The organism is Streptosporangium sp. CA-115845, from assembly GCF_050943795.1.
Taxonomy (GTDB): domain Bacteria; phylum Actinomycetota; class Actinomycetes; order Streptosporangiales; family Streptosporangiaceae; genus Streptosporangium.
Window position 1 is genome coordinate 8,570,226 of sequence record NZ_CP191988.1, and the last position, 26,649, is coordinate 8,596,874.

At 69.9% G+C, this 26,649-nt stretch carries 21 protein-coding genes; 9 read left to right on the forward strand and 12 right to left on the reverse strand.

The features are described 5' to 3' along the window. Nucleotide 1: 1 nt before the first annotated feature. The gene (locus tag ACQP0P_RS40750; RefSeq protein WP_433366429.1) at nucleotides 2–1,087 is read left to right on the forward strand and encodes an alcohol dehydrogenase catalytic domain-containing protein; all 1,086 of its coding nucleotides are present in this window, start codon (nucleotides 2–4) and stop codon (nucleotides 1,085–1,087) included. Nucleotides 1,088–1,248: 161 nt separating this feature from the next. On the opposite strand, the gene ACQP0P_RS40755 is transcribed toward ACQP0P_RS40750, so the two are convergent. From ACQP0P_RS40755 to ACQP0P_RS40780, 6 genes are all read right to left on the reverse strand, one after another. Beyond that, the gene (locus ACQP0P_RS40755) at nucleotides 1,249–2,256 is read right to left on the reverse strand and encodes a sugar phosphate isomerase/epimerase family protein (RefSeq protein WP_350914347.1); all 1,008 of its coding nucleotides are present in this window, start codon (nucleotides 2,254–2,256) and stop codon (nucleotides 1,249–1,251) included. Between the two features lie 103 nt (nucleotides 2,257–2,359). Further along, nucleotides 2,360–3,514: a Gfo/Idh/MocA family protein gene (locus ACQP0P_RS40760; RefSeq protein ID WP_433366432.1), complete on the reverse strand. Its 1,155-nt coding sequence runs from the start codon at nucleotides 3,512–3,514 to the stop codon at nucleotides 2,360–2,362. A 95-nt stretch (nucleotides 3,515–3,609) separates the two neighbouring features. Continuing rightward, nucleotides 3,610–4,674, reverse strand: a complete 1,065-nt coding sequence (locus ACQP0P_RS40765) for an ABC transporter substrate-binding protein (protein ID WP_433366435.1) — start codon at nucleotides 4,672–4,674, stop codon at nucleotides 3,610–3,612. Between the two features lie 205 nt (nucleotides 4,675–4,879). Continuing rightward, on the reverse strand, nucleotides 4,880–5,887 hold the full coding sequence (locus tag ACQP0P_RS40770; RefSeq protein WP_433366437.1) for an ABC transporter permease: 1,008 nt from the start codon (nucleotides 5,885–5,887) through the stop codon (nucleotides 4,880–4,882). A 100-nt stretch (nucleotides 5,888–5,987) separates the two neighbouring features. Then, on the reverse strand, nucleotides 5,988–7,496 hold the full coding sequence (locus ACQP0P_RS40775; RefSeq protein WP_433366440.1) for a sugar ABC transporter ATP-binding protein: 1,509 nt from the start codon (nucleotides 7,494–7,496) through the stop codon (nucleotides 5,988–5,990). 353 nt (nucleotides 7,497–7,849) lie between these two features. After that, entirely contained in the window at nucleotides 7,850–8,746 is an 897-nt protein-coding gene (locus tag ACQP0P_RS40780; RefSeq protein WP_433366443.1) for an SDR family oxidoreductase, read from the reverse strand. A 308-nt stretch (nucleotides 8,747–9,054) separates the two neighbouring features. Here ACQP0P_RS40780 and ACQP0P_RS40785 point away from each other — a divergent pair, with 308 nt between their 5' ends. Continuing rightward, a complete protein-coding gene (locus ACQP0P_RS40785; protein WP_433366446.1) occupies nucleotides 9,055–10,113 on the forward strand; it encodes an NAD(P)H-dependent amine dehydrogenase family protein in 1,059 nt (352 codons plus the stop codon). Between the two features lie 312 nt (nucleotides 10,114–10,425). Here ACQP0P_RS40785 and ACQP0P_RS40790 read toward each other — a convergent pair whose 3' ends face one another. Together ACQP0P_RS40790 and ACQP0P_RS40795 are read right to left on the reverse strand one after the other, a co-directional pair. After that, nucleotides 10,426–10,932 (reverse strand): flavin reductase family protein, encoded by a 507-nt coding sequence (locus tag ACQP0P_RS40790; protein WP_433366449.1) that lies wholly within the window; start codon nucleotides 10,930–10,932, stop codon nucleotides 10,426–10,428. A 119-nt stretch (nucleotides 10,933–11,051) separates the two neighbouring features. Continuing rightward, nucleotides 11,052–11,573, reverse strand: a complete 522-nt coding sequence (locus ACQP0P_RS40795) for an NADPH-dependent FMN reductase (RefSeq protein ID WP_433366451.1) — start codon at nucleotides 11,571–11,573, stop codon at nucleotides 11,052–11,054. A gap of 175 nt (nucleotides 11,574–11,748) precedes the next feature. Between ACQP0P_RS40795 and ACQP0P_RS40800 the strand changes: the two genes are divergently transcribed. From ACQP0P_RS40800 to ACQP0P_RS40830, 7 genes are all read left to right on the forward strand, one after another. Further along, complete coding sequence (locus tag ACQP0P_RS40800; RefSeq protein ID WP_433366453.1) at nucleotides 11,749–12,642, forward strand: glutathione S-transferase family protein; 894 nt, start codon at nucleotides 11,749–11,751, stop codon at nucleotides 12,640–12,642. 203 nt (nucleotides 12,643–12,845) lie between these two features. Continuing rightward, complete coding sequence (locus ACQP0P_RS40805; RefSeq protein ID WP_433366458.1) at nucleotides 12,846–15,374, forward strand: glycoside hydrolase family 9 protein; 2,529 nt, start codon at nucleotides 12,846–12,848, stop codon at nucleotides 15,372–15,374. 77 nt (nucleotides 15,375–15,451) lie between these two features. Next, on the forward strand, nucleotides 15,452–16,117 hold the full coding sequence (locus tag ACQP0P_RS40810; protein WP_433366461.1) for a B3/B4 domain-containing protein: 666 nt from the start codon (nucleotides 15,452–15,454) through the stop codon (nucleotides 16,115–16,117). A gap of 194 nt (nucleotides 16,118–16,311) precedes the next feature. Beyond that, entirely contained in the window at nucleotides 16,312–20,019 is a 3,708-nt protein-coding gene (locus tag ACQP0P_RS40815) for a multifunctional oxoglutarate decarboxylase/oxoglutarate dehydrogenase thiamine pyrophosphate-binding subunit/dihydrolipoyllysine-residue succinyltransferase subunit (protein WP_433366464.1), read from the forward strand. A gap of 116 nt (nucleotides 20,020–20,135) precedes the next feature. Beyond that, a complete protein-coding gene (locus tag ACQP0P_RS40820) occupies nucleotides 20,136–20,312 on the forward strand; it encodes a DUF6104 family protein (RefSeq protein WP_169750152.1) in 177 nt (58 codons plus the stop codon). Between the two features lie 69 nt (nucleotides 20,313–20,381). Then, on the forward strand, nucleotides 20,382–21,179 hold the full coding sequence (locus ACQP0P_RS40825; RefSeq protein WP_433366467.1) for a DUF4097 family beta strand repeat-containing protein: 798 nt from the start codon (nucleotides 20,382–20,384) through the stop codon (nucleotides 21,177–21,179). Next, complete coding sequence (locus ACQP0P_RS40830; protein ID WP_433366470.1) at nucleotides 21,176–21,865, forward strand: PadR family transcriptional regulator; 690 nt, start codon at nucleotides 21,176–21,178, stop codon at nucleotides 21,863–21,865. The genes ACQP0P_RS40825 and ACQP0P_RS40830 overlap by 4 nt, the downstream gene beginning before the upstream one ends. Nucleotides 21,866–21,914: 49 nt before the next feature. On the opposite strand, the gene ACQP0P_RS40835 is transcribed toward ACQP0P_RS40830, so the two are convergent. From ACQP0P_RS40835 to ACQP0P_RS40850, 4 genes are all read right to left on the reverse strand, one after another. Next, nucleotides 21,915–22,934, reverse strand: a complete 1,020-nt coding sequence (locus ACQP0P_RS40835; protein WP_433366473.1) for an oxygenase MpaB family protein — start codon at nucleotides 22,932–22,934, stop codon at nucleotides 21,915–21,917. Between the two features lie 133 nt (nucleotides 22,935–23,067). Beyond that, nucleotides 23,068–24,030 (reverse strand): zinc-binding dehydrogenase, encoded by a 963-nt coding sequence (locus ACQP0P_RS40840; RefSeq protein WP_433366476.1) that lies wholly within the window; start codon nucleotides 24,028–24,030, stop codon nucleotides 23,068–23,070. 9 nt (nucleotides 24,031–24,039) lie between these two features. Further along, nucleotides 24,040–24,969, reverse strand: coding sequence for a hypothetical protein (locus tag ACQP0P_RS40845; protein WP_433366478.1), 930 nt, complete (start codon nucleotides 24,967–24,969; stop codon nucleotides 24,040–24,042). Nucleotides 24,970–25,031: 62 nt separating this feature from the next. Then, nucleotides 25,032–26,492: an acetyl-CoA synthetase gene (locus ACQP0P_RS40850; protein ID WP_433366481.1), complete on the reverse strand. Its 1,461-nt coding sequence runs from the start codon at nucleotides 26,490–26,492 to the stop codon at nucleotides 25,032–25,034. Nucleotides 26,493–26,649: the final 157 nt, after the last annotated feature.

A 26,649-nucleotide genomic window follows, 5' to 3' on the forward strand; every position in this document is an offset into this window, starting at 1 on the left:
CATGCGTGGTGCGCTTCTGCATGCCGTCGGCGACGACAAGCTCGACATCCGCGATGACTTCACCCTCGCCCCGATGGGCCCGACGGACGTCCGCGTCAAGGTCAGGGCCACCGGTGTCTGCCACTCCGACCTGTCGGTGATCAGCGGCGTGCTGCCCATGCCGCTGCCGGTCATCCCCGGCCACGAGGGCGCCGGAGAGGTCGTCGAGGTCGGCGACCACGTGACCACGGTGCAGCCGGGCGACCACGTCATCATCAACTGGACCCCGGCCTGCGGCACCTGCGCGAACTGCCTGGTCAACCAGCCGTTCCTGTGCATGACCTACGTGATGGACAGCTTCGTCAACGCCCGCTTCCGCTACGGCGGCGACACCCCGGCGTTCGGCATGGCCGGGTGCGGCACCTGGTCCGAGGAGATCGTCGTGCCCTGGCAGGGCGCGATCAAGGTCGACCCCGAGGTGCCCTTCGAGGCGGCGGCCCTGATCGGCTGCGGGATCACCACCGGCGTCGGCGCGGCGCTCAACACGGCCAGGGTGAAGGCCGGCTCGACGGTCGCCGTGGTCGGCGCCGGCGGCATCGGCCTCTCGGTGATCCAGGGTGCCCGCATCTCCGGCGCCACCACGATCCTGGCGATCGACCCGCTGGAGTCCAAGCACGCCCTCGCCAAGAAGGTCGGCGCGACCCACGCCATCACCCCCGACCAGCTGATGGACGCGCTCGGCACGCTCACCGGCGGTGCCGGATTCGACTACGGCTTCGAGGCCGTCGGCAAGTCCGCCGCCATCATGACGGCCTGGCAGGCGACCCGCCGGGGTGGCGACATGATCGTGGTGGGCGCGGGCGCGATGGACGACAACGTCCCGCTGAGCGCCTTCAGCCTGCTCTTCGAGGGCAAGAACATCCTCAGCTCGCTGTACGGCGGCTCGGACGTCCGGCGCGACTTCCCGTTCTTCGCGGGACTCTACAAGGCCGGCAAGCTCGACCTGGAGAGCATGATCAGCTCCCGCATCAGGCTGGCCGACCTCAACGACGCCGTGGCGGCGCTCAGGGGCGGCGAGGTCCTGCGCCAGATCGTCGTCATGGACTGAGCGGCGTCCGGAACCGAGCCCGCGCACCGGGTCACCGGGCCGCCCGCCTGAGCGAGGCGAGCCGGTGACCCGGCCGGGTCACCGGCTCCTCCCCTGTCACCCCGTCCTCGAAGAGCCCCCGGCGGTGCGACGCCCCTCCGAGCACGTCGGCCCCGAGCGCCTCAATCGGAGGAGAAGGCCGCGTCGAAGGCGGCCGAGGGCGGGGTGATGGCGTTGAGCCTGCGGATCACGGCCAGCGCGTCGGGGGCGCCGTCCAGGCGGTCCATGCCCGCGTCCTCCCACTCGATGGAGATCGGCCCGGTGTAACCGATCGCGTTCAGCGCGCGGAAACAGTCCTCCCACGGCACGTCGCCCCGGCCGGTGGAGACGAAGTCCCAGCCCCGGCGCAGATCGCCCCAGGGCAGGTGCGAGGCCAACCGGCCGCGGCGGCCGTCGCCGGTGCGGACCTTGGCGTCCTTGCAGTCGACGTGGTAGATCCGGTCGGCGAAGTCCAGGATGAAGCCGACCGGGTCGATCTCCTGCCACACCATGTGCGAGGGGTCCCAGTTCAGCCCGAACGCGGGCCGGTGCCCGACGGCCTCCAGAGTCCGCACCGTGCTGTGGTAGTCATAGGCGATCTCGCTGGGATGCACCTCGTGGGCGAAACGCACCCCCACCTCGTCGAAGACGTCCAGGATCGGGTTCCACCGGGCGGCGAAATCGGCGTAGCCGGCCTCGATCATCGCGGGCGGCACCGGCGGGAACATCGCCACGGTGTGCCAGATGGACGATCCGGTGAAGCCGACCACGGTGTCCACACCGAGTCTGGCCGCGGCCCGAGCCGTGTTCTTGATCTCCTCGGCGGCGTTGCGGCGAACCTGTTCCGGCTCGCCGTCACCCCAGACGCGGGCGGGCAGGATGGCCCTGTGCCGCTCGTCGATGGGATGGTCGCAGACGGCCTGGCCGACCAGGTGGTTGGAGATGGCGTGCACGACCAGGTTGTGCTTGGCCAGGATCTCCCGCTTGCGATCGATGTAGCCGTCCTCGGACAGCGCCCTGTCGACCTCGAAGTGATCGCCCCAGCAGGCGATCTCCAATCCGTCGTACCCCCAGCCCGAGGCCAGCCGGCAGACCTCCTCGAAGGGCAGATCGGCCCACTGGCCGGTGAACAAGGTGATCGGCCTGCTCATTCGTCCTCCACACGGTTGATGGACCTGTTCCCACCGGGGCGTGCGCCGGGTGGCGCACCCGCGCGCTCGGCGCGTGGGCGCACCACACCGGCGACCGGCCCGTTCACGTCTGCCGTACCGCGGTCAGCCGGCTCTGGTCGGCGGCGCTGCGCTCGACCGCGGCCAGCACGCGCTGGACCCGCAACCCGTCGTCGAACGACGGGGACGGCGCGGTGCCGGAGGCGATCGCCTGTACGAAGTCCTTCACCTCGTGGGTGAAGGTGTGCTCGTAGCCAAGACCGTGCCCCGGTGGCCACCACGCCCCCGCGTACGGATGCCCCGGCTCGGTGACCAGCACCCGGCGGAACCCCGCCTCCTCGGCGGGCAGGGCGTGGTCGTGAAACCAGAGCTCGTTCATGGCCTCGAAGTCGAACGCCACGCTGGCGGCCGAGCCGTTGATCTCGATGCGCAGCGCGTTCTTACGCCCGGTGGCGAACCGGGTGGCCTCGAACGAGGCCAGCGCGCCACCGCTGAACCTGCCGATGAACAGCGCCGCGTCATCGACGTCCACCTCCCCGGTCTCGGCACCGCCGCCGACACCGGCCGACAGCCCGGCCGAGGTCTCGGCCAGCGGGCGCCGGGTGATGAAGGTCTCGGTCAGCGCCGAGACCTGCGTCAGGTGCTGACCGGTGATGAACTGCGCGGTGTCGATGATGTGCGCGCCGATGTCGCCCAGCGCCCCGGACCCGGCGAGCTCCTTTCGCAGCCGCCACACCAGCGGGAAGTCCGGATCGACGATCCAGTCCTGCAGGTACTGCGCCCGCACGTGCCGGATCTCGCCCAGCCGCCCCTCGGCCACCCAGCGGGCGGCGAGCGCGATCGCGGGCACCCGCCGGTAGTTGAACGCCACCATCGCGTAGACCCCGCGGGCCGCGGCCGCCCGTGCCGCGTCCGCCATGGCCTCGGCCTCGGCGACCGTGTTGGCCAGCGGCTTCTCGCACAGCACGTGCTTGCCGGCCTCCAGCGCGGCGATCGCGATCCGCGCGTGCGAATCACCGGGGGTGCAGATGTCGACCACGTCGACGTCCTCGCGGGCGATCAGCTCGCGCCAGTCGGTCTCGACCGCCGCCCAGCCCAGCTGCTCGGCCGCCCGCGCCGTGCCCTCGGCCGAGCGGCCGCACAGCGCCGCCATCACCGGCCGGGCCGGCAGGTCGAAGAACGCCGGCGCGCTACGCCAGGCCTGGGAGTGCACCCGGCCCATGAACGCGTAGCCGACCATGCCGATACCCAGCCTCGGGCGTTCCCCCCCTGCCGTTCCCGACGTCGGCCCCGGTGTCGACGTCGGTCCGGGCGCGGCCTCGTCCGCCTGAGCCATCAGGACTCGAATCCCAGCGGCAGGTAGGCGTCCACGTTCTCCTTGGTGATCGTCTCCGAGGCCAGGGTGATCGACTGAGGCACCTGGTTCTCCACCAGGTCGCTCATCCCCTTGCCCTGAGCGACCAGACGGGCCAGCTTGATCGCCGAGGAGGCCATCGTGGGGCTGTAGGTCACCGTCGCCTCCAGCACCCCCGTTCCCTCCTTGATGTCGCGCATCGCGTTGGCCGATCCGGCGCCACCGACCATGAAGAACTCGCTACGCCCGGCCTCCTTGATCGCGGCCAGCACGCCGATGCCCTGGTCGTCGTCGTGGTTCCAGATCGCGTCGATCTTCTTGTGCGCCTGCATCAGGTTCGCCGCGACCTTGGTCCCCGACTCCACGGTGAACTGCGCGTCCTGCTTGGCCGTCACCGCGAACCCGTACGTCTTCAGCGCGTCCTCGAACCCCTTGCTGCGGTCCTGGGTCAGCGGCAGCGTCGCGATGCCCTGGATCTCCAGGATCACCGGGTTGGCCACCCCCTTGTCCTTGAGCTTCTTGCCGATGTAGTGGCCGGCCGCGACGCCCATGCCGTAGTTGTCGCCGCCGATCCAGGTGCGGTACGACAGCTTGTCGGGGAAGACCCGGTCCAGGTTGATCACCGGGATGCCCGCGTCCGAGGCCTGTCGGGCGATCTGGTTGAGCTGCTGGCCGTCGTTCGGCAGGATCACCAGGGCGGCGACCTTCGCCGCGATCAGCGACTCCACCGCGGAGATCTGCGCGTTGATGTCATTGGTCGGCTCGACCGGCTTGAACTCGATGTCGGCATACTGCTTGGCGGTGGCCTCGGCGTTCTTGGCGATCGCGGCGATCCAGCCGTGATCGGCCGCGGGCGCCGAGAAGCCGATGACCACCTTGTCGCCGGGCGCCTCGTTACCGCCGGTCGCGGCCGCCGGCGCCGGCGCCGTGCTTGGCGCGCCGGCCGGTGCGGCCACCTCGTTGCCGGTGCACGCCGTCACCAGCGCACCCGCACCGATGACCGCACCGCCGAGCAGGAAACCCCTGCGAGCGACGTTCTCTGTCATGACCTTGCTCCTTCTTGGGGGGAAACTGGGGGGTGGAAGCGTGACGCGCCCCGCGGACCCCTGACCGGTCCGCGGGACGCGGGTCCAGGCCCTGTCCGGCGGACCTTGCCACGGCGAGGACCGGTCAACCGGCCTCTCGCGAGGCGGCGGCAACGTGGCGAGACGCCGCCTGACCTCGGGGTGCGGAAGATCCAAGGGACAGGGCCTAGGTCCGTGAGGTGAGAGCGCGCCGCTGGAGCAGCACGGCCACCACGATGATCAGGCCCTTGGCCACCAGCTGGTCGCTGGTGTTGAGCCCGTTGAGAATGAACAGATTCGTGATCACAGTGAAGATCAGCAGGCCCAGGATCGACCCGATGATCGACCCGCGTCCCCCGGTCAGCAGCGTGCCGCCGATGATGACCGCCGCGATCGCGTCCAGCTCGTACAGGTCTCCGTGCGTGGAGGAACCCGTCGTGGTCCTGGCCATGATCAGAACCGCCGCGATCCCGCAGCACAGCCCCGACAGCGCGTACAGCAACACGGTGTGGCGGCGCACGTCGATGCCCGCCAGCCGGGCCGCCTCGGGGTTGCCGCCCACCGCGTAGGTGCGCCGGCCGAACGTGGTGCGGTTCAGCACCACCCACCCGGCCAGCACCACCAGCGCGAAGATGTAGACCAGCACCGGGATGCCCAGCACCCGGGCCGTCGACAGCTCCACGATCATCTCGTTGCCCTGCTGCACCAGCTGGGTGCGCCGGTCGGACATCCGCTGGGCCAGCCCCCTGGCGGCCACCAGCATCGCCAGCGTCGCGATGAACGGCACCATCCGCCCGTAGGAGATCAGCAGCCCGTTGACCAGGCCCGCCCCGGTACCGACCAGCACCGCGCACACGATCATCACGAGCGGGCCGTAGGACTGGGTGGCCAGCGTGGTCGCCCACACCGACGCCAGTGCCATCACCGCGCCCACCGACAGGTCGATGCCCCCACCGATGATCACGAAGGTCATGCCGACCGTGATCACCCCGATGGTCGAGGCCAGCGACAGGATGCTCACCAGGTTGGAGGTGGTCGCGAAGGTGTCGGGCACCCTGACCAGGCCCACCACCGCCAGCAGTACCAGCGCGATCACCAGCCCGAGGTGGCGCGTCTCCCCGAGACGGGCCAGCGGGCTCACCACGACGGGTTTACGGACCGACGCCTCGACGCGCTCGTCCGGGGACGACTTCACCGGAGCCCCACCAGGGTGTTCTCGAAGCGACGAGAGATGACGTTCATGAGGACCTGTCGGTTCCTTTCACCAGTCCCGGTGCCCCCGGTCGAGAGGGATGTCACAGGGCACTCCCTTCCATGATCATGTCGAGGACGGCGTGCTCGTCCAGCTCACCGGCACCGGCCTCGCGGATGACCCGGCCCTCCCGCAGGACCAGCACCCGATCGGCCAGCCCCAGCACCTCGGGCACCTCGCTGGAGACCAGCAAAACCCCGATCCCCTCATCGGCCAGCCGCCGCACCAGCGCGTACAGCTCCGCCCGAGCCCCCACGTCCACCCCCCGCGTCGGCTCGTCCAGCAGCAGCAGCTTGCGGTCGTTGAGCAGCCACCGCGCCAGCACCGCCTTCTGCTGGTTGCCACCGGAAAGCGTCTTGACCGGCCGCTCGGGATCGGCCGGCCGGATGTCCAGGGCCCGCACCATCTCCCGCGCGTCCGCGGCCTCGCGGCGGCGGTCCATCCACCCCAGCCGCGAGTAGCGGCCCAGGCTGGCCAGGCTGATGTTGCGCGACACGCTCTGGTCCAGCAGCAGGGCCTGCGCCTTGCGCTCCTCGGGGGCCAGCCCCATCCCCAGGCGGACCGCGCCCGTCGTACCGCCCCCGCGCACCGGCCGCCCCTCCAGGAGCACCTGCCCGGAGAACCTCCGCGCCCCGTACACCGCCTCGATGATCTCCGAGCGGCCCGAGCCGACCAGTCCGGCCAGCCCCACGATCTCTCCCGCCCGCACCGAGAACGACACGTCGGTGAAGACGCCGGGCACGGTGAGCTTTTCGACCCGCAGCACCTCGGCCCCCGCGACGCGTTCCGCGCGGCGCGGCGGGAAGACGTACTCGACCTCGCGGCCGGTCATCAACGCCACCACCCGCGAGGTCGGAGTCTGCTTGGCCGGCAGCCCCACCGCGACCGTGCGACCGTCCTTGAGCACCGTCACCCGGTCCCCGATCTCGCGGATCTCCTCCAGCCGGTGCGAGATGTAGACCACCGCGACCCCCTGAGCGGTCAGCTCCCGGATGATCCGGAACAGGTTGCCCACCTCGTCATGGGCCAGCGCCGCCGACGGCTCGTCCATGATGATCAACCGGGTGTCGTGCGACAGCGCCCGCGCCATGCTCACCACCTGCTTGGCCGCCGGCGACAGCCGTCCCACCTCCGTCGACGGGTGGATCTCACCGTGCCCCAGCCGGGCCAGCAGTTCCCGCGTCGCCCGCTCCGCCCTCCCCCGCCCGACGAACCCCAGCCGGGCCGGCTCGTGTCCGAGGAAGACGTTCTCCGCCACACTCAGCCCGTCCACCAGATCGAGCTCCTGGTAGATCGTGGAGATGCCGAGCCTGATCGCGGCGATCGGGCTCGACAGCCGAACGTCCGCACCGTTCAACGTGATCGTGCCCTCATCGGGCTGATGAGCGCCCGCCAGGGTCTTGATCAGGGTGGACTTCCCGGCACCGTTCTGGCCGAGCAGGCAGTGCACCTCACCGGGCAGCACCTCCAGGTCGACACCGTCCAGGGCTCGCACGCCGGGAAACTGCTTGACGATCCCCCGCATGCGCAGCAGGGGGGTGGCTTCGGACATGGGGCCTCACTGGTTCGTCGTCGGGCCGAGAGGACGTGGTCGCCGCAGGCCCCACCCGCCCCGCCAGGTGCGGCTCGACGAGCCGGTCGGGGTCGGCGCGCGGCGGCCGTGGTGGCGCGTGCTCTCCGGCCGAACGGTGACCCGACTCACAGCACCTCCTCACCCGGAGTGGGATGTGCAGAAGCTAACCCCCTTTGGCTGGGTTTGTGAAGAGCTTTTAACTAACAGTCCGTCGACTTTTGCAGGAATCAGCAAAAGTCCTGGCCCCGCCCCCGGCGCGGACAGCAGAAGGGGCGCCCCCGACGTGGGAGCGCCCCTTGAGCCTCAGGACCGCCGGAACGCGGCCCGCGGCGTCAGAGCATGGCCTTCATGGAGGCGGTCGCCTGCCGGCCGAGGGTGGTCGGGGTCAGGTACGGCTGCTCGGCGAGGATCGCCTGCCAGTTGTCGCGGATGTCCTCCACCGTGTGGTCGTCCTGCCGCCAGCCGGGCCCCTCGGCCACGAACACCCGGGCGATCCGGCCGCCGCCGACGCTGAAGACCTCGCCGCTGGTCTCACAGGCCTCGTGCGCCAGGAAGGTCACCAGGGCGCTGACCCGCTCCGCGGTGAACCTGGCCTCGAACTCGGCGGGGAGGAGTTCCTCGGTCATCCGGGTCCAGGCGATCGGCGCGATCGCGTTGGCCTTGATCCCGGCCCTGGCCCCCTCGATGCCGAGCGTCTTGGTGAGGCCGACCAGGCCCATCTTGGCCGTGGAGTAGTTGGCCTGGCCGAAGTTGCCGAACAGCCCGGCGGGCGAGGAGGTGTTGACGATCCGGCCGTACCCCTGCTCCTTGAGGTACGGGAACGCCTCCCGGCTGACCAGGAACGAACCGCGGACGTGGACGGCGAGAACCTGGTCGAACTCCTCGACGCTCATCTTGCCGAAGGACCTGTCCCGCAGGATGCCGGCGTTGTTGACGACGATGTCCAGCCGCCCGAAGGCGTCGATCGCGGTCTGGACGATCGCCCTGGCCCCCTCGGGGGTCGCGACGTTGTCGGTGCTGGCGGCCGCCTCGCCGCCGTTCTTCCTGATCAGCTCGACCACCTCGGCGGCGGGCCCGGTGGAGGCCCCCGTTCCGTCCAACGCACCACCCAGGTCATTGACGACCACCCTGGCGCCGCGCTCGGCGAGCGACAGCGCGTGCGAACGGCCGAGACCGTGTCCGGCACCGGTGATGACCGCGACCCTGCCGTCAAACCGCAGCTCTGACATCCGCAACCCTCCTACGAGAACATAATTCTAGTCTCTTGAACAATAGCTTGCTTGGCCCCGGCGGTGCCATCGCGGACGCCCCGGCCCCCGACGCGACCGGCGGCGCCCCCGGAAGCGACCGACCACCTTCCAGATAAAGGCACCAAAATCCCCCAGAGCGGTAACCAAAAAATAGGAGATCATTGCGCATAGTAAGCGAGCGTGTTAATTTCTGCTAAAGTTTCTGCCCCATACGGGCGAGGGTCAATGATGACACCCCTCACTTTCCCAACAGGGCCCCGCCCAACAATTCGGGCTGGAGGCCCCATATGTCCTTATCGCCGCCCCTGCGTGTGGTCCAATGGGCCACCGGCGCAGTCGGCAGATACTCCCTGCGCAGCGTCATCACCCGGCCGGAGTTCGAACTGGCCGGGGTGCTGGTCTACGACCCGGACAAGGTGGGACGGGACGCGGGGCTCCTGGTGGGACTCCCCGAGGCCGGCGTCGTCTGCACCGACGACGTCGAGGAGATTCTCGCCCTGGAGGCCGACTGCGTGCTGCACATGCCGCTGCCGACCTTCTACTTCGGCGGGGGTCATCCGAACGACGTGGAGACCATCTGCGCGCTGCTCGCCAGCGGCAAGAACGTCATCACCACCACCGGGTTCGTCTACCCCAAGTGCTACGGCCCGGCGGTGGTGGACCGTCTGGAGGCCGCCTGCCGGGCGGGCGGGACGTCCCTGCACGGCACCGGCGTCAACCCCGGTTTCATGAGCGACATGCTGCCGCTCACGCTGACCGGCCTGTCCAGCAGGGTCGACCACATCTACGTCCGGGAGTCGTCCGACTTCCGGGGGCACCCCTCCCGGCAGATCGTGGTGGATCTGTTCGGCTTCACCCGCTCGGCCAAGGACTACACCGCCGGGGTGCGCCCCTTCCGCGCCTTCCAGCGCTCGCTGTTCGCCGAGAGCGTCCAGTTCGTCGCCGACAACCTCGGCGTGACCCTCGACGAGGTCGAGGAGAGCGACGAGTTCGAGCTCGCCTCAGAGGAGTTCGAGATCGCCGCGGGACTGGTCAGGGCGGGCACCGTGTGCGCCTCCCGCTGGATGTTCAGCGGGCTTGTCCGCGGCCGTCCCCTGATGACCGTGGAATGCGTCTACAAGGCCGACGCCACCCGGGTGGCACGCTGGGCCGACCCCGGCTTCAGCGTCCACATCGAGGGCATGCCCCAGCTGATGCTCGCCGTCAGCGAGATCTCCCACGGGCTGGCCGGAGCCGCCGCCCATGCCGTGAACTCCGTGGCCGCCCTCTGCGCCGCCCCGCCGGGCATCCGTACCGCCCTGGATCTCCCCCTGACCACCGGCCGGGGCACCGTCCGCCTCGCCTGAGAAAGCCCCGGGGAAGCACTGCCAGGCATCACCCGGGCGAGCCCGGCGGCAGGCCGGCCGTACGGCGACCGGGGCACGCGAAGCCGCCGATTAGAGATATCCGGTATTTAACACTTTTGCCGAAATAAGCGGATTCTCCGCTCAGACCCATGCACCGATCACCCGCCGTGCACCCGCGCCTCCGCGTCGCGTTCACCCGTCCGGAAATCGGCCATGGAATTCATCAGGGCACCGAAGGTCAGAGCTCACGGAAGGGAACGCTCCATCACGGAACACCCCTTTGCCCGACTAAACGGAAATTCCCCTCAACAATCAGGAGTGAGGGGTGAAGCGCCCAAAACGGCCCTGGTGGTACAGGAGCGGGCGACCGCCGGGTTCGAGGCTCGTCTCGGTGACGAGTCCGACGACCAGGACGTGATCACCGATGTCGACGGTGGAGTGGGGGGCACAGACCAGGTGAGCCGAGACACCGTCCAGCAGCGGGACGCCCAGGTGCCCCGGGGCCCAGGAGGTGGGTGCGGCGAAGCGGTCGACGCCCTTCCTCGCGAAACGCGCGGCCAGCTCGGCCTGATCGCTGGCCAGGACGTTCACCGCGAAGTGATCGGCCCGCCGGAGCCAGGGCCAGGTGCTCGACGACTGGTCCACATAGAAGGAGACCAACGGGGGCGCAAGGCTGACGGATGCGAACGAGGTGGCCGTGAGACCGACCGGTACGCCCTCGAACTGCGCCGTGACGACGACGACCCCGGCCGCGTGAACGGCCAGCGCCTGCCGGAATCGCTCCGCGTCGACCGCTCGGCCGGACAGGGTCTCGGTCATGACACCTCTCCCAGGGACGGGTGGGGTACCGCCAAGATGCTCCACTTGGTCACTTTTCCCCCTTCGAGGAATAAAAGACACTTCTCAGAACCCATTAATGCCGCCATCTCTTCCCGGCGTCACGCGGGAGTCCGCCGCCCGAGTGCCGCCGCCACCTGCGGGCCGACCCGGTCGGCCCAGGGGCCGAGGACCGCGTCGAGGTCGGCGAGCTGCGACTCCAGCAACGCGAGACCCGGCGTGGGAACGACGGCGCCCAGCTCCACCAGCAGCGGCCGGAGGTGGACCTCCACCGCCAGGGAGTGCTTGGCGTCCCCCATCACCAGCAGCGGGAGCGCGACGGCCGAGGCGAGGGCGCCACCCGGCAGCCGGTCGAGGAACGCCTTGAGCAGGCCGGTGTAGGTGGCCTTGTAGGTCGGGCTCGCCACCACCAGTACATCGGCACCCGCGAGGAGCTCCAGCGCGGCCCTCACCTCCGGTGCCGTCTCCGGGGCGAACAGCAGCGGAGCCAGGACCGCCAGATCGACGACCTCTGGAGCCTCCTGATCCCCGATCCGCCGGGCTACGGCCTCCGCCGCCGAGATGGCCACCCCGTGAGTGCGCGACCCGGGTCGCGGGTTTCCCACCACGGTCACGATGCTCATGAGGCCACCGATGCTTTCTGGTCGAAACAGGTCAGATAGCAGCTCACACCGGACAAGCTACGCACCACTCCGAACCAAGTCAACATTTCCTACTTGTTTTGCATGAAACTCTTCGAGAGCCCGGCGGCCTCCCCGACCGAATCATATTCTGTTCGAGATCCCGTACCGTCATACCATGAAGCTGGAAAAGGAGATCTCCGGCGACGGCCGCTTCGTCAGGCAGCAGAACCGGTTCACGACCCGGATCGAGGCGGGCGGCGAGCATCCGCCGGAGCCCGGCCGCTACCAGATCTACGCCTCCTACGCCTGCCCGTGGGCGCACCGCTCGCTCATCGTCCGCGAGCTGCTGGGCCTGCGGGAGGTGGTCGGGGTGACGATCGTCGATCCGATCAGGGACGAGAAGGGCTGGCGGATACCCGGAGGTGATCCGGTGACGGGAGTCACCTACCTCTCCGAGCTCTACCTGGCGACCGATCCCGGCTACCAGGGCCGCTACACGGTGCCCTGCGTCTGGGACATCGCCGCCGAGCGCCTGGTCACCAACGACTACCCGCAGATCACCCTCACCCTGGAGACGGCCTTCACGCCGTGGCACGCCGAGGGCGCACCCGACCTCTACCCCGAGGAACTGCGCGAGGAGATCGACGCGCTGAACGAAGTGATCTTCCACGGCCTCAACAACGGCGTCTACCGGGCCGGGTTCGCCCGCTCCCAGGAGGCGTACGACGAGGCGGTCACCGGCGTGTTCGCCACGCTCGACCTGCTGGAGGAGCGCCTGACCGGCCGGCGCCGCCTGCACGGCGACGCGCTCACCGAGAGCGACGTGCGGCTCTACCCCACGCTCGCCAGGTTCGACGCGGTCTACAACTCGCACTTCAAGTGCTCGGTGCGACGGCTCGTCGACCACCCGGCTCTGTGGGCCTACGCCCGCGAGCTGTACGCCATTCCCGCGTTCCGCGACACGACCGACTTCGACCAGATCAAACGGCACTACTTCGTGACGCAGACGAACGTCAACCCGAGCGGGATCGTACCCCGGGGGCCGGAGATCGACTGGACCGCTCCCTGACGCGGCCCCCGGAGGCTCTGAAAGTTTCATCGGGCAAATCGGTCATTCACCCGGTCAGCGGGCGGCCCCGGAGGGGGGTCGATTGACTGCGGGCGAAACGCGCTGGAAACATCGGCACATCCTCGCGATGGGAGCGCTCCCACAGGGAGGCTCCCACCCAACGCTCCCACCGCGAGGCGCATCCCCTGCGTAAAGGACCCCCCGTGATCAGACCACCTGCCTGGCTCGCTCTCGCCACGGCCGCCGCCCTGGTGACCCTGACCCCACTGCCCGCCGCCGCGGACGGTCCCGAACAGATCGTCAACGGCACCTTCGACACCGGCACCGCCCCCTGGTGGAGCACCGGCAACACCGCGTTGGAGATCGAGGACGGACGGCTCTGCGCGGACGTCCCCGGTGGCACCGCCAACCCGTGGGACGTCATCGTCGGCCAGAACGACATCCCCCTGGTCAAGGACGAGACGTACGAGTTCTCCTTCTTCGGCGTCGCGACGCCCGGCCGCGTCGCCAGGGCCCTCGTCCAGCTCCCGGTCGACCCCTACACCCAGTACCTGTCGGCCAATCCCGAGCTGAGCGTGTCGGGCAACGACTACCGCTACACCTTCACCTCACCGGTGGACCTGCCAGGCGCGCAGGTGGCGTTCCAACTCGGGGGCAGCGCCACCCCGTGGAGGTTCTGCGTGGACGACGTCTCCCTGAAAGGCGGAGCCGAACCCGACGTCTACCGGCCGGACACCGGACCCCGCGTCCGGGTGAACATGGTCGGCTACCTGCCCGCCGGGCCGAAGAGGGCCACGCTCGTCACCGAGGAGACGGAGCCGGTGGGCTGGAAGCTCCGGCGCGGCGGGCAGGTCGTCGCCCAGGGCGACACCGTCCCGCGCGGCGTCGACGGAAGCTCCGGCCAGAACACGCACTCGATCGACTTCGGCTCGACCACCACCCCCGGCACCGGCTACACGCTGGAGGCCGACGGCGAGACCAGCCGCCCGTTCGACATCGGCGCCGACGTCTACGACGAGCTCAGGGGTGACGCGCTGAAGTTCTACTACACCCAGCGCAGCGGCATCCAGATCCTCGACACCCTCCGCCCCGGCTACGGCAGGCCCGCCGGGCACGCGGGCGTGGCCCCCAACCAGGGGGACGTCGAGGTGCCCTGCCAGCCGGGCGTCTGCAACTACACGCTGAACGTCAAGGGGGGCTGGTACGACGCGGGCGACCACGGCAAGTACGTCGTCAACGGCGGTATCTCCGTCCACCAGCTGATGTCCGCCTTCGAGCGCGCCAAGGCCGACGGCATCCACTCCGACGGCGATCTCAACATCCCCGAGAGCGGCAACGGGGTCCCCGACATCCTCGACGAGGCCCGCTGGGAGCAGGAGTTCCTGCTCAGCATGCAGGTCCCGGACGGCAGGCCACACGCGGGGATGGCCCACCACAAGATCCACGACGCCGCGTGGACGGGCCTGCCGCTCCTGCCCCACCTCGACGCGCAGCGGCGCGAGCTGCACCCGGTCTCCACCGCCGCCACCCTCAACCTGGCCGCCACCGCGGCCCAGGCGGCCCGGCTCTTCGCCCCGTACGACGCCGCGTTCGCCGCGCGCAACCTCGCCGCCGCCAGGAAGGCCTGGGCCGCGGCCAAGGCCGACCCCGCGCGGTACGCCGACGCCTCCGACGGGGTGGGCGGCGGCGCCTACGACGACAACAACGTGACCGACGAGTTCTACTGGGCCGCCGCCGAGCTCTATCTCACCACCGCCGAGAAGGAGTTCAAGGACTACGTGCTCGCCTCGCCGCACCACACCGGCGACATCTGGCGCGAGCGCGGCTTCGACTGGGGCAACACCGCCCAGCTCGGCCGCCTGCAGCTGGCCGCGGTGCCCAACGCGCTCCCCGACCGGGCACGGGTGCGCCAGTCGGTGCTGGAGGGCGCCGACAGGTATCTCGCCGTCCAGCAGGCCCACCCCTACGGCGTCCCGTACAACCCGTCGACCTACGACTGGGGCTCCAACAACCTGGTGCTCAACAACATGGTCGTGATGGCCGTCGCCCACGACCTCAGCGGCGAGGCGAAGTATCGCGACGGGGTGCTGGAGGGGCTGGACTACCTCTTCGGGCGCAACGCCCTCAACCAGTCGTACGTGACCGGCTACGGCGAGGTCGCCGCCAAGAACCAGCACAGCCGCTGGTACGCCCACCAGCTCGACCCGTCCCTGCCCAACCCACCGCGCGGCACCCTGGCGGGCGGCCCGAACTCCAGCATCCAGGACCCGGTCGCCCAGGCCAAGCTCAGGGGTTGCGCGCCCCAGTTCTGCTACATCGACGACATTGAGTCGTGGTCCACCAACGAGCTGACCATCAACTGGAACTCCCCGCTCGCCTGGATCGCCTCCTACCTGGACACCCCCGCCGCCGCCGGGGTGTGCACGGTGACCTACACCAACCACGGCCAGTGGCCCGAGGGGTTCAACACCCAGGTCACCGTCACCAACACCGGCAAGAAGGCCATCGACGGCTGGACCCTGAAGTGGTCCTTCCTCGGCGGCCAGACCGTCCGGCGGCACTGGAGCGCCGACATCTCCCAGGACGGCGCGACCGTGACCGCCAGGAACCTCAGCTGGAACAAGACCATCAGACCCGGTGGCTCGATCACCTTCGGCTTCATCGGCGCCGACGCCCCGGGCCCCAACCCCAAGCCGGAACGCCTGCTCCTCAACGGCACTCTCTGCGGATGATCGGCGCGGGTGGCCGTCCAGTGGACGGCCACCCCGTCCTTCCTCGCATCGCCGCGCACGCCGCCTAAACTGGGGCCGTGATCGAGGACATCTGGGTGGACCCCGCCGTCAGCGCGCTCAGGCCGGACTTCGCGGTGCTGGTGATGGGGGTGTACGGGCTGCGCAACGGGCCGACGGACGACAGGTCGCGGGCCTGGCTGGCGGAGGCGGCCGAGAAGGCGGTGGCGGTCGACGACGCGAGGGTCGAGGCGTGGCGGGAAACATACCGGGCATTCGGCGCCAAGCCCCAGCGGACCCGGCCCTCGGTGGACGCCCTGGTCAGACGGATGCCGCCGCCGGAGATCAATCGGGTGGTCGACGCCTACAACGCGATCAGCATCAGGCACGGCCTGCCGATCGGCGGAGAGGACCTGACCCGCTACGAGGGGACGGCAAGGCTGGTGCGCGCGGCCGGCGACGAGCCGTTCGAGGTCGTCGAGAGCGGCGAGCCGGCGATCGACCACCCGGAGATCGGCGAGGTCGTCTGGCGTGACGACAGGGGGGTCACCTGCCGCCGGTGGAACTGGCGGCAGTGCGTCCGCACCCGGATCACCGAGGAGACGACGGACGCGCTGTTCCTGCTGGAGCGGCTCGCGCCCCTGTCCATCGAGGAGTTGCGGGCCGCAGGAGACGAACTGGCCGGCCTGCTCGAAGACGTTACCCCGCAGTTACAGATAGAATTCCGACTGGTCGGATTGGACTGACGGAGCTCGCCGGATCCGGCTGGCCAGGGACTCAACGGGCGAAACGGCTACCCAGGAGGTGACCGTTTTAAACAGTTCTGAGAGGATCGACAAGGAAGCTGCGGCCAGAGTGGCGCAGGTCCGGGCCGAGGCGAGTAGCCTTGGACAGGTTCTCCATCATCAACGCCGATCTGCGGAAGAGGGCGATTTCCGCCGTGTCGTCTGAGTCGTCGCGGACAAACCCGCTGGCAGCCTTTGGCCAGAACGAGTGGCTGGTCGACGAGCTGTACCAGAAATACCTCCAGGACCCCGAGTCGGTCGACCGGGCCTGGTGGAGCTTCTTTGCCGACTACAACCCTGATGCAGGGGCCGGCAGAGTCGCTCCCCCGGGTGCGGCGACCGCCGCGTCCACTCCTCCGACACCCACCGCTTCCTCGACCCCGGCTACCCCAGCCCGGGCCGCCGCGGCTCCGGCCGCCCCGACCCCCGTGACGACGACCCCAGCGCCGACGGCGGCCAAGGCCGCCCCGGCGGACCGATCCAAGCAGGAGACGCAGTTGCCCGCCGGTGCCGAGGAAGTTCGACTACGCGGCGCGGCCGCGAGGACTGCCGCCAACATGGAGGCCAGTCTTGTGGTCCCGACGGCGACCAGCGTGCGCGCGGTCCCGGCGAAGCTGCTGATCGACAACCGGATCGTGATCAACAACCACCTGTCGCGCGGTCGCGGCGGCAAGGTGTCGTTCACGCATCTCATCGGCTACGCGGTGATCAGGGCCCTCAAGGTCCTGCCGGAGATGAACCACTCCTACGCCGAGGTCGACGGCAAGCCGGCGCTGGTCAAGCCCGAGCATGTCAACCTGGGCCTGGCCATCGACGTCGCCAAGAGCGACGGCACCCGTCAGCTCCTGGTCCCGTCGATCAAGGCGACCGAGCAGATGGACTTCCGCCAGTTCTGGGTCGCCTACGAGGACGTGGTGCGCAAGGCCAGGGCGGGCAAGCTGGGGGTCGACGACTTCGCCGGCACCACGATCTCGCTGACCAACCCGGGCACCATCGGCACCGTGCACTCGGTGCCGCGCCTGATGCCGGGGCAGGGCACGATCATCGGCGTCGGCGCGATGGAGTACCCCGCGGAGTACCAGGGCGCCTCCCCCGACACGCTCTCCCGCCTCGCGGTGAGCAAGGTCATGACGCTCACCAGCACCTACGACCACCGGATCATCCAGGGCGCCCAGTCCGGCGACTTCCTGCGGCAGGTCCACCGGCTGCTGCTGGGCGAGGACGGCTTCTACGACGAGATCTTCGAGGCCCTCCGGATCCCGTACGAGCCGATCCGCTGGGTCCAGGACATCTCCACCACGCACGACGACGACGTGGCGAAGTCCGCGCGTGTCATAGAGCTGATCCACGCCTTCCGGGTCCGCGGCCACCTGATGGCGGACACCGACCCGCTGGAGTACAAGCAGCGCAAGCACCCCGACCTCGACATCAAGTCGCACGGTCTGACCCTCTGGGACCTGGAGCGCGAGTTCGCCACCGGCGGCTTCGGCGGCCGGCCCCTGATGAAGCTGCGCGACATTCTCGGCGTGCTGCGTGACTCCTACTGCCGAACCATCGGCGTGGAGTACATGCACATGCAGAACCCCGAGGAGCGGGCCTGGATCCAGGCGCGCGTCGAGCGGCCGCACGCCAAGCCCGACCGCACCGAGCAGCTGCGTGTCCTGGAGCGGCTGAACACCGCCGAGGCGTTCGAGACGTTCCTGCAGACGAAGTTCGTGGGGCAGAAGCGCTTCTCGCTGGAGGGCGGCGAGTCGCTGATCCCGCTGCTCGACTCGGTGCTGAGCGCCGCGGCCGAGGAGCGGCTCGACGAGGCCGTGGTCGGCATGGCCCACCGCGGTCGCCTCAACGTGCTGGCCAACATCGTCGGCAAGTCGTACGGGCAGATCTTCGGCGAGTTCGAGGGCAACATCGACCCGCGCAGCGCCCACGGCTCCGGTGACGTGAAGTACCACCTGGGTGCCAGCGGCGACTTCGTCTCGCCCGACGGCTCCAAGCTCAGGACCTCGGTCGTGGCCAACCCCTCCCACCTGGAGACGGTCGACCCGGTCCTGGAGGGCGTGGTCCGCGCCAAGCAGGACCTCCTGGAGCGCGGCGAGGAGGGCTTCACGGTCCTGCCCGTGCTCGTCCACGGCGACGCGGCCTTCGCGGGCCAGGGCGTGGTGGCCGAGACCCTCAACCTGTCGCAGCTGCGCGGCTACCGCACCGGTGGCACCGTGCACATCGTGGTCAACAACCAGGTCGGTTTCACCACCAGCCCGGCCAGCTCGCGTTCCAGCGTGTACGCCACCGACGTGGCCCGGATGATCCAGGCCCCGATCTTCCACGTCAACGGTGACGACCCCGAGGCCGTGGTCCGGGTCGGCCGCCTGGCCTTCGAGTACCGCCAGGCGTTCCGCAAGGACGTCGTGATCGACCTGATCTGCTACCGGCGTCGCGGTCACAACGAGATGGACAACCCGGGCTTCACCCAGCCGCTGATGTACGACCTGATCGACGCCAAGCGCTCCACCCGCAAGCTCTACACCGAGGCGCTGATCGGCCGGGGCGACATCACGGTCGAGGAGGCCGAGAGCGCGCTCCGCGACTACCAGGCCAAGCTGGAGAACGCCTTCGCCGAGACCCGCGCGGCGGCCAACGCGTCGACGGACGAGTTCTCCCGTCCGATCGACATGGAGACCATCCCCTGGTCCCACGAGGACGTCAAGACGGCCATCTCCGAGGAGACCGTCAAGCGGATCGTGGAGACCCAGCTCAACATGCCCGAGGGCTTCACCGTCCACCCGCGCCTGCTGCCGGTGCTGCAGCGTCGCGGGCAGATGGTCACCGAGGAGCGCATCGACTGGGGCATGGGCGAGACCCTGGCGTTCGGGTCGCTGCTGATCGACGGTCATCCGGTCCGCCTCGTCGGCCAGGACTCCCGGCGCGGCACGTTCACCCAGCGGCACGCCGTGCTGGTCGACCGCGTCACCGGCGAGGAGCACACCCCGCTCAAGACGTTCAACCAGGGCACCACGAAGTTCTACGTCTACGACTCCCTGCTGAGCGAGTACGCCGCGCTCGGCTTCGAGTACGGCTACAGCGTGGAGCGGCCCGAGGCGCTGGTCGCCTGGGAGGCGCAGTTCGGCGACTTCGTCAACGGCGCTCAGTCGATCATCGACGAGTACCTCACCTCGGGCGAGCAGAAGTGGGGCCAGCGCTCCGGCGTCACCCTGCTGCTGCCGCACGGTTACGAGGGACAGGGCCCCGACCACTCCTCGGCTCGCATCGAGCGCTTCCTGCAGATGTGCGCCCAGGACAACATGACCGTCGCACAGCCCACGGTGCCGGCCAACTACTTCCACCTGTTGCGCTGGCAGACGCTGTCGAACCGGCACCGCCCGCTGGTGGTGTTCACGCCCAAGTCGCTGCTGCGGCACAAGGCGGCGATCTCGTCGGTCAGCGAGTTCACCTCGGGGTCGTTCCAGCCGGTGCTCGGCGACATCACCGTCGCCCCGGCCGGCGTCCGCAAGGTCGTGCTGGTCTCCGGCAAGCTCTACTACGACCTGGCGGCGGCCCGTGACAAGCAGGGCCGCACCGACGTGGCGATCGTCCGTCTTGAGCGGCTCTACCCGTTCCCCGGCAACCCGCTGGAGGTCGAGCTGAGCCGTTACTCCGCCGACGTCGAGCTGGTGTGGGCGCAGGACGAGCCGCTCAACATGGGTCCGTGGCCGTTCCTGGCGCTCAAGATGGCCGAGAACCCGGGCGTCTTCGGTGGTCGTGCGATCAGGCGGGTCTCCCGCAAGGCCAACTCCTCCCCGGCGACCGGCTCGCACTCGGCCCACGAGTCCGAGCTGCAGCAGATGCTGGGCGAGATCTTCGTCTAGAGGAAGGGACCGCCGACCGGCGGCGGTCCGCAGTGCAGGCGTCACCACGGAAGTCCCCCGCAGGAACCTCTGCGGGGGACTTCCCCGTTATGGCAAGTGTCACCACGAGGAGAACGATGTACTTCACCGATCGGGGCATCGAGGAGCTCGTCGAGCGTCGCGGCCAGGAGGAGGTCACCATCGGCTGGCTGGCCGAGCGGCTGCGCGAGTTCGTCGACCTGAACCCGGACTTCGAGACTCCGGTGGAACGGCTGGCCACCTGGCTGGCCCGGCTGGACGACGAGGACGACTGAAATAACGCGATATATCTTGACCTCCCGACTGACGCGACATATCGTGTCATACACAAGGAGGTCACGAACATGCGGCAGTGGACGATCGAGAAACCAGAGCAGCTCACCTTCGACTCCGTGAAAAAGCTGAACGTGCGCATCGTGGCGGGCAGGCTGGCGGTGCTGGCCGGCGACGGCCCCGCCACGCTTGAGGTCACCGAGGTGGACACCACACCGCTGCTCGTCACCCACGACGACGACGGCACGCTCACCGTCACCTACAAGGACCTGACCTGGGACGGCCTGCTGGGCTGGCTGCGCCCGGGGCGACGCCGGGCGACGCTGACGCTGACCGCGCCCAAGGGCTGCCCGATCAACGTGGGGGTGGTCTCCGCCTCCGCGGTCGTCTCCGGATTCGAGGACCGCACCTCGGTCAGGGGCGTCTCGGGTGACATCGTGCTCGACGGGGTGAGCGGGGAGATCAACGCCGACACCGTCTCCGGCGACGTGGAGAGCCGCGACCTGGTCGGCGACCTGTCGTTCAAGAGCGTCTCCGGCGAGCTGACCGTGGCGCAGGGCACCCCCCGGCGTCTCAGCGTCACCACCGTCTCCGGCCGGATCACCGCCGACCTGGAGCTCCCGCCGACCGGTCACGTGACGCTGAACAGCGTCACCGGCGACATCGTGCTCAGGCTCCCGCACGCCGTGGACGCCGATGTCAAGATCCGCTCCACCTCGGGCAGGCTCGACACCGCCTTCTCCGAACTCCACCACTCCACCCAGACCGGCGCGAGGTCGCTGACCGGCCGGATCGGCGGCGGCATGGCCTCCCTGACGGCGCACACCGTCTCCGCCGACGTCACCCTGCTGAAGGGGGCCCAAGCATGAGCCCGGTTTTCGGTCATGGAAGGCTCCGGCTCTATCTCCTGAAGCTGCTGGAGGAGAGCCCCCGCCACGGTTACGAGGTGATCCGGCTGCTCCAGGATCGCTTCCTCGGTGTCTACTCCCCCTCGCCCGGCACGATCTACCCGCGCCTGGCCCGTCTGGAGGAGGAGGGGCTGGTCACCCACGAGGTCGTGAACGGCAAGAAGGTCTTCACGATCAGCGACCGGGGCCGCGCCGAGCTCAACGACCGCCTCGACGAGCTCGCCGATCTGGAGCAGGAGATCTCCGACTCGGTCCGCGACATCGCCCGCGAGGTCAAGGAGGACGTGCGCGACACCGTGAAGTCGCTGCGCGAGGAGCTCACCCAGATGGCACGTGACGTGCGCCAGGGCGCCGGGTACGAGGAGAAGCAGGCCAAGCACGACCAGCGCAGGGCCTGGCGCGAGCAGAAGACGGAATGGCAGCGCCAGAAGCACGAGTGGAAGGACGACTGGAAGCGGATCTGGGCCGCCGGCTTCACTGGCGAGGGGTCACACGCCGGCGACGCCCGGCTCGGGCAGATGCTGGCCGAGTTCGCCGAGGAGGTCCACAGGGACGCGTCGAACGCGCAGGTCACCGAGGAGACCCTGGCCACCGCGCAGGACGCCCTGTACGACGCGGCCCGCCGCATCCGCGAAGCGCTCCGGTAACCGTCCGTCCTCCCCCGCCGCGCGACGCGCGCGGACCGGCGGCCTTTCCTCAGGCGACGCGCATGGCGCGGGTGAGCCGCTCCTGTGCGCGTGCCGCCCGCCTGGCGTGATAGGCGATCGGCAGGTATCTGGCCCGCTCGGGCAGGCGTGGCATCGTCGCGGCGACCGCCCTGCCGAGACGGCGCAGCCGCGCCTCGTCCCTGGCGGTCCACGGCAGTTCCAGCTTCCGGCGGACGGCGTCCGGCAGCGTACCGACCGTGACGAAGTGGTTCAGCCGGCCCGAGGTCAGGCCGAGCGGGCGCCACAGTGCCCGCAGCGGCCCGCGGAGCAGCGGCGGTGCCCCCACGGTGAGCGTGGTCTCCAGCACGTCGTGCGCCGTCGGATGGTTCTCCAGCGTGTTGTCGACCATGTCGTGGAAGTAGGTCCAGTAGTCGTCGACCGTGGCGGGGAACATCCGCTCGGGGACCCGCAGGATCCGGCCCAGGCGGATGATCTCCTCGTACAGACGTCGCTCCTCCTGCGGGGTGTACGGCCGCTCGCCGAAGTACTTCGCCATGGTGACGGCGCGCTCGAAGGCGGTCAGGTGCACCCAGGCGTACGGTCCCGCGCTCAGCGCGTGGTAGCTCCTGCCCTGTGCGTCGACACCGCTGATGTCCTTGTGCATCTCACGCAGGCGCTTGCCCTCCTCGATGGCCTGCGGCCCTCCGTACACCCAGATCTGCAGCGAGTTGAGCGAGCGGGTGAGCCGTCCCCACGGGTCGGACCGGTAGACCGACTGCCGGCCGACCGCGGCACCGATCGCCGGGTGCATGACCTGCATGATGAGACCGCCGCCGAGCAGGAACATCAGCCGCTGGTCGCCCATCCCGTCCCAGAGCAGGTCACCGGGGCCGAACGGTTCGGGATCGCTGCGCACGTGCTCGCCGTCCCCCGCCTCGGGGAGAGTCGGGACGGCGCTCACCGCCGGGCCGCCACGCGTGACGGGACCGCCGTACGCGGAGGAGCCGGTGGGTGCGGCGAGGGGGGCGCGCGGTGCGTCGGGGTCGCGGCGCGCGGTTGAGTCGGTCATTCCGGGCCTCCCGGGTGATACATCGCTCATCCGTGTTCTATCACCCGGGAGATTGAAAAGTAACCCATTACTTACGCAGGTGACCGGGAACACATCGGTGCCCGGCCGTGCTCCGCTCCGTCGCGGACCGCGTTCACCCCGGCAGCGTGAAGACGACCTTCCCGAAGAGCTCGCCCTCGTGCATGGCCGCGATGCCCTCGCGGGCCTCGGTCAGCGGGAGAACCCGGTCGATCAGCGGGTGGGTACCCGTCTGCTCCATGAAGCGGGCGAGCCTGCCCAGCTGGTCACGGGTGCCCATGGTGGAGCCGACCACCGAGAGCTGGAGGAAGAAGATGCGGTTCAGCTCGGCCGGCGGGACCGCTCCGCTGGTCGCGCCTGAGATCACGATCCGTCCACCGGGGCGCAGCGCCTTCAGCGAATGCGCCCAGGTCGCCTGGCCGACGGTCTCCATCACCGCGTCGACCCGCTCGGGCAGCCGGGCACCGTCCTCGAACACCTGGTCGGCGCCCAGCTCCAGGGCCCGCGCCCGCTTCTTCTCAGAGCGGCTGGTCGCCCAGATCCGGTATCCCCCGGCCCGGCCCAGCAGGATCAGCGCGGTGGCCACGCCACCGCCCGCGCCCTGGACCAGCACCGTCGAGCCCGGCTCCAGCCCGGCCTTGTCGAACAGCATGCGGTAGGCGGTCAACCAGGCCGTCGGCAGGCAGGCGGCCTCCTCGAAGCTGAGCGCGGCGGGCTTGGGCACGAGGTTGCGCCTGGGCACGACGACCCGCTCGGCGAAGGTGCCGTCGTACTTCTCCGACAGCAGGGAACGCTTCGGGTCGAGCGTCTCGTCGGCACCGTTGCCGATCACCGAGTGCACGATGACCTCGTTGCCGTCCTCGTCGTACCCCGCCGCGTCGGTGCCGAGCACCATCGGGAGCTGCTCCGCGCGGATGCCCACGCCCTTCAGGGTGAAAAGGTCGTGGTGGTTGAGCGAGACCGCTCTCACCGTGACGGTGGTCCACCCCTCGGGGGCCTGGGGTTCCGGACGCTCACCGAGGGTGAGACCGGCGAGCGGGTTGTCGGGATCGATCTGCGTGGCGGTTACAGCGAACATGGCCGCACCCTACGCTGTCCGCCTGACGACTATTTCAGCGACCGCCCTCTCCACGTGCCCCCGCTCTCCCGAGGCCGCCACGTACACACCGTCCTGACAGGTCTCGGCGGAGAAGCGGCGCCGCTGCTCGATCACGGAGAGCTCGATCGCCGCGACGTCGCAGCCGGGCACCGGCGCCAGCACGAGCAGCGTCTCCCTGGCCCCGCCGAACCACAGCTGCGGCCCCACCTGCTCGCCGCGGAAGGTCTCCCCCGCCCCGGCCAGCCGCACCGGAGCCTGGGCGTCGAGCACGAGGTAGCCGCCCCTGGTCACCCTGCCGTGCAGGTTGCGCGCCCAGAGCATGCGCTGCTCGAAGGGCATGCCGTCCTTGAGATCGCGCAGCGCCACGAACCAGGGGTCGAACGCGAACAGCAGCACCTCCCCCTCGGCGGGGCTCATGGGGTGCCAGAGCGTGACCTTCCCGGCCAGCTTCCGGATCATCGGCCTTCCCATCGCCACCCCGGCCGGCCCTCCCGGCGGCACGGTCAGCTGCCGGTACGCGCCGACCTCCCCGTCGAGCCTGCCCGTCATCGCGGGCCGGACCCCCAGCCTGGCCAGGCCCAGTTCCGCCGGGTAGTCGACCTCCGCCGCCGAACCGTCGGGGAAGACCACGTTGAGGATCTCCCTGCCGCCCCTGCGGCGGGGCCGGGGGTAGAGCACGTTGGAGACCTCCTCGGCACCGGCCACCGTCCGGGTGGACACCGGCGGCGGGAGCGGCGGGACCGCGCCGGGCTCCCGGCCGGCCAGCAGGACCACCACCGGCACCACCAGGAGCGCCGCCAGCACCGCGGCGCCGATCCAGCGCCGAGGTCCCCGCGGAGACCTCGCCTCGATGATGTCGTACCGGCCACCGGCCACGTCCCGGGCCACCTCCTGCGAGAAGGTACGGTGCGACTCCATCTTCGGATTCGGGCGATCTCGATACCAGCACGGATCAGAGTCGATACCCGCCGGGGAGGCCGTCACCAGGTCGCGACGTTCACCGGCCCTTCGGGGACCAGGCGCACCTCGGCGCCGACCAGTTCCCGCGACTCGGCCTCGGCGATCAGGTCGGGCCCGCGGACGTGGGCGTGTGCCCGGCCGCCGCCGGGAAGGTCGGCGATCAGGATGCCTCGTTCGGCCGCTCCGTCCCTGCCGTGCGCGACCGTGTATCCGGCGACGGTCGCGGGTCCCTCGTAGGAGTCCGCGATCGGCACCGGTTCCGCGACGTACACCGGTGCGGCGTCGCCCAGGGCGCCGCCGGGCTCGGTGGACCAGACCGCGTAGGTGTGCTTGGTCAGGTGCATGCCGACCCCGGTGACCAGTCCGTGGCCCGGCGCGGCCCGCAGGCGCTCGGCCATCGCCGCCGTGGAGTGCAGGACGTAGTCACTGGCCGGGCCCCCCGCGTACGGCAGGCCACCCGTGACGGTCAGCCCTCGCGGGTCGAGCGGGTCGAGCCCTCCTGCCGCGCAGGCGGCGCGGAGCGCGATCGCGAAACAGCTGTAGACGTCCAGCGCGGACATCTCGTCAAGGTCGGTCCCGGCCCGCGCGAAGGCCGCCCGCGCCGCGGCTGCCATGGCCGGCGAGGAGCCGAGCGCGGGACGGGCCGCCACCTCCCAGGTGTCCTCGGCGTAGGACCACCCTCGCAGGTAGACGCGCCTGTCTCGGGGGATGCCGAGCCGGTCGGCGAGCCCGTCGCCGACCAGGATCGCGGCGGCGGCCTGGTCCACCTCCATGACCGCGACGGTGCGCCTGGTGTAGGGCCAGCCGACGACGCGGTTGTCCGCGGCCGGAGTGACCAGTTCCGAGGGCTTTCCGGCCTCCCGGTACCAGGCGTGCGGGTTGGCCGCGGCGACCTCGGTCATCGGGGCCATCATCAGCCCTCGCGCCACCCGCTCCTCCTCGATGGACTCGCCCGCCGCCGCCCGCCGGGCCGTTTCCATGATCGCGTAGGTGTGGACGGGCAGGAACAGCTCGTGGGCCAGCTCGGCCGGGTGCGGGGGCCGCTCCCAGCCGTAGGGCGGCTTGGGATTCGCCGGATGGCTCCACGCCACGCGCTCCCCCGCCCTGCGCAGGGCTCTGCGGGTGGCCAGCGCCTCGGCCCCGGCGACCAGGGCGGCGTCCATCTCACCCCTGGCGATCATCGAGGCCGCCTCCCCGAGGAGCAGTTGCGGTGCCGTACCGCTCACCGTGGAGTAGGCCCGGTGGCGGGGAGCGGCGCCGAGCCGCTCGGCGAGCCTGGCCGCCGGGTCGTCGTACTGCCAGGACTCGGTGTAGACGACCTGGATCGAGTCGAGGGCGTGCAGCAGCCCTGGGGCCCCGGCGTCGGCGGCGGCCTCACGGGCAACGAGTTCCCACAGATCCAACGGCTCGGGCCCCGGCTGGACGCGGACCGTGTGCTGGGCGACGCCGACAAGGCATGGGGTACGGGGATCTCCACTCATGCCGACATTCAACCAGAACATAATTCGGTTTAATAGGCCGAGGGTGCCGGAGTTACTCGAGAAACCTTCGGTAATCGCTGTTACCAATGATGCCAATGATGCCCACAGAGACCCTCAACACCCACCATGACCTGCAAAAATGCCTATTTGTTAAACC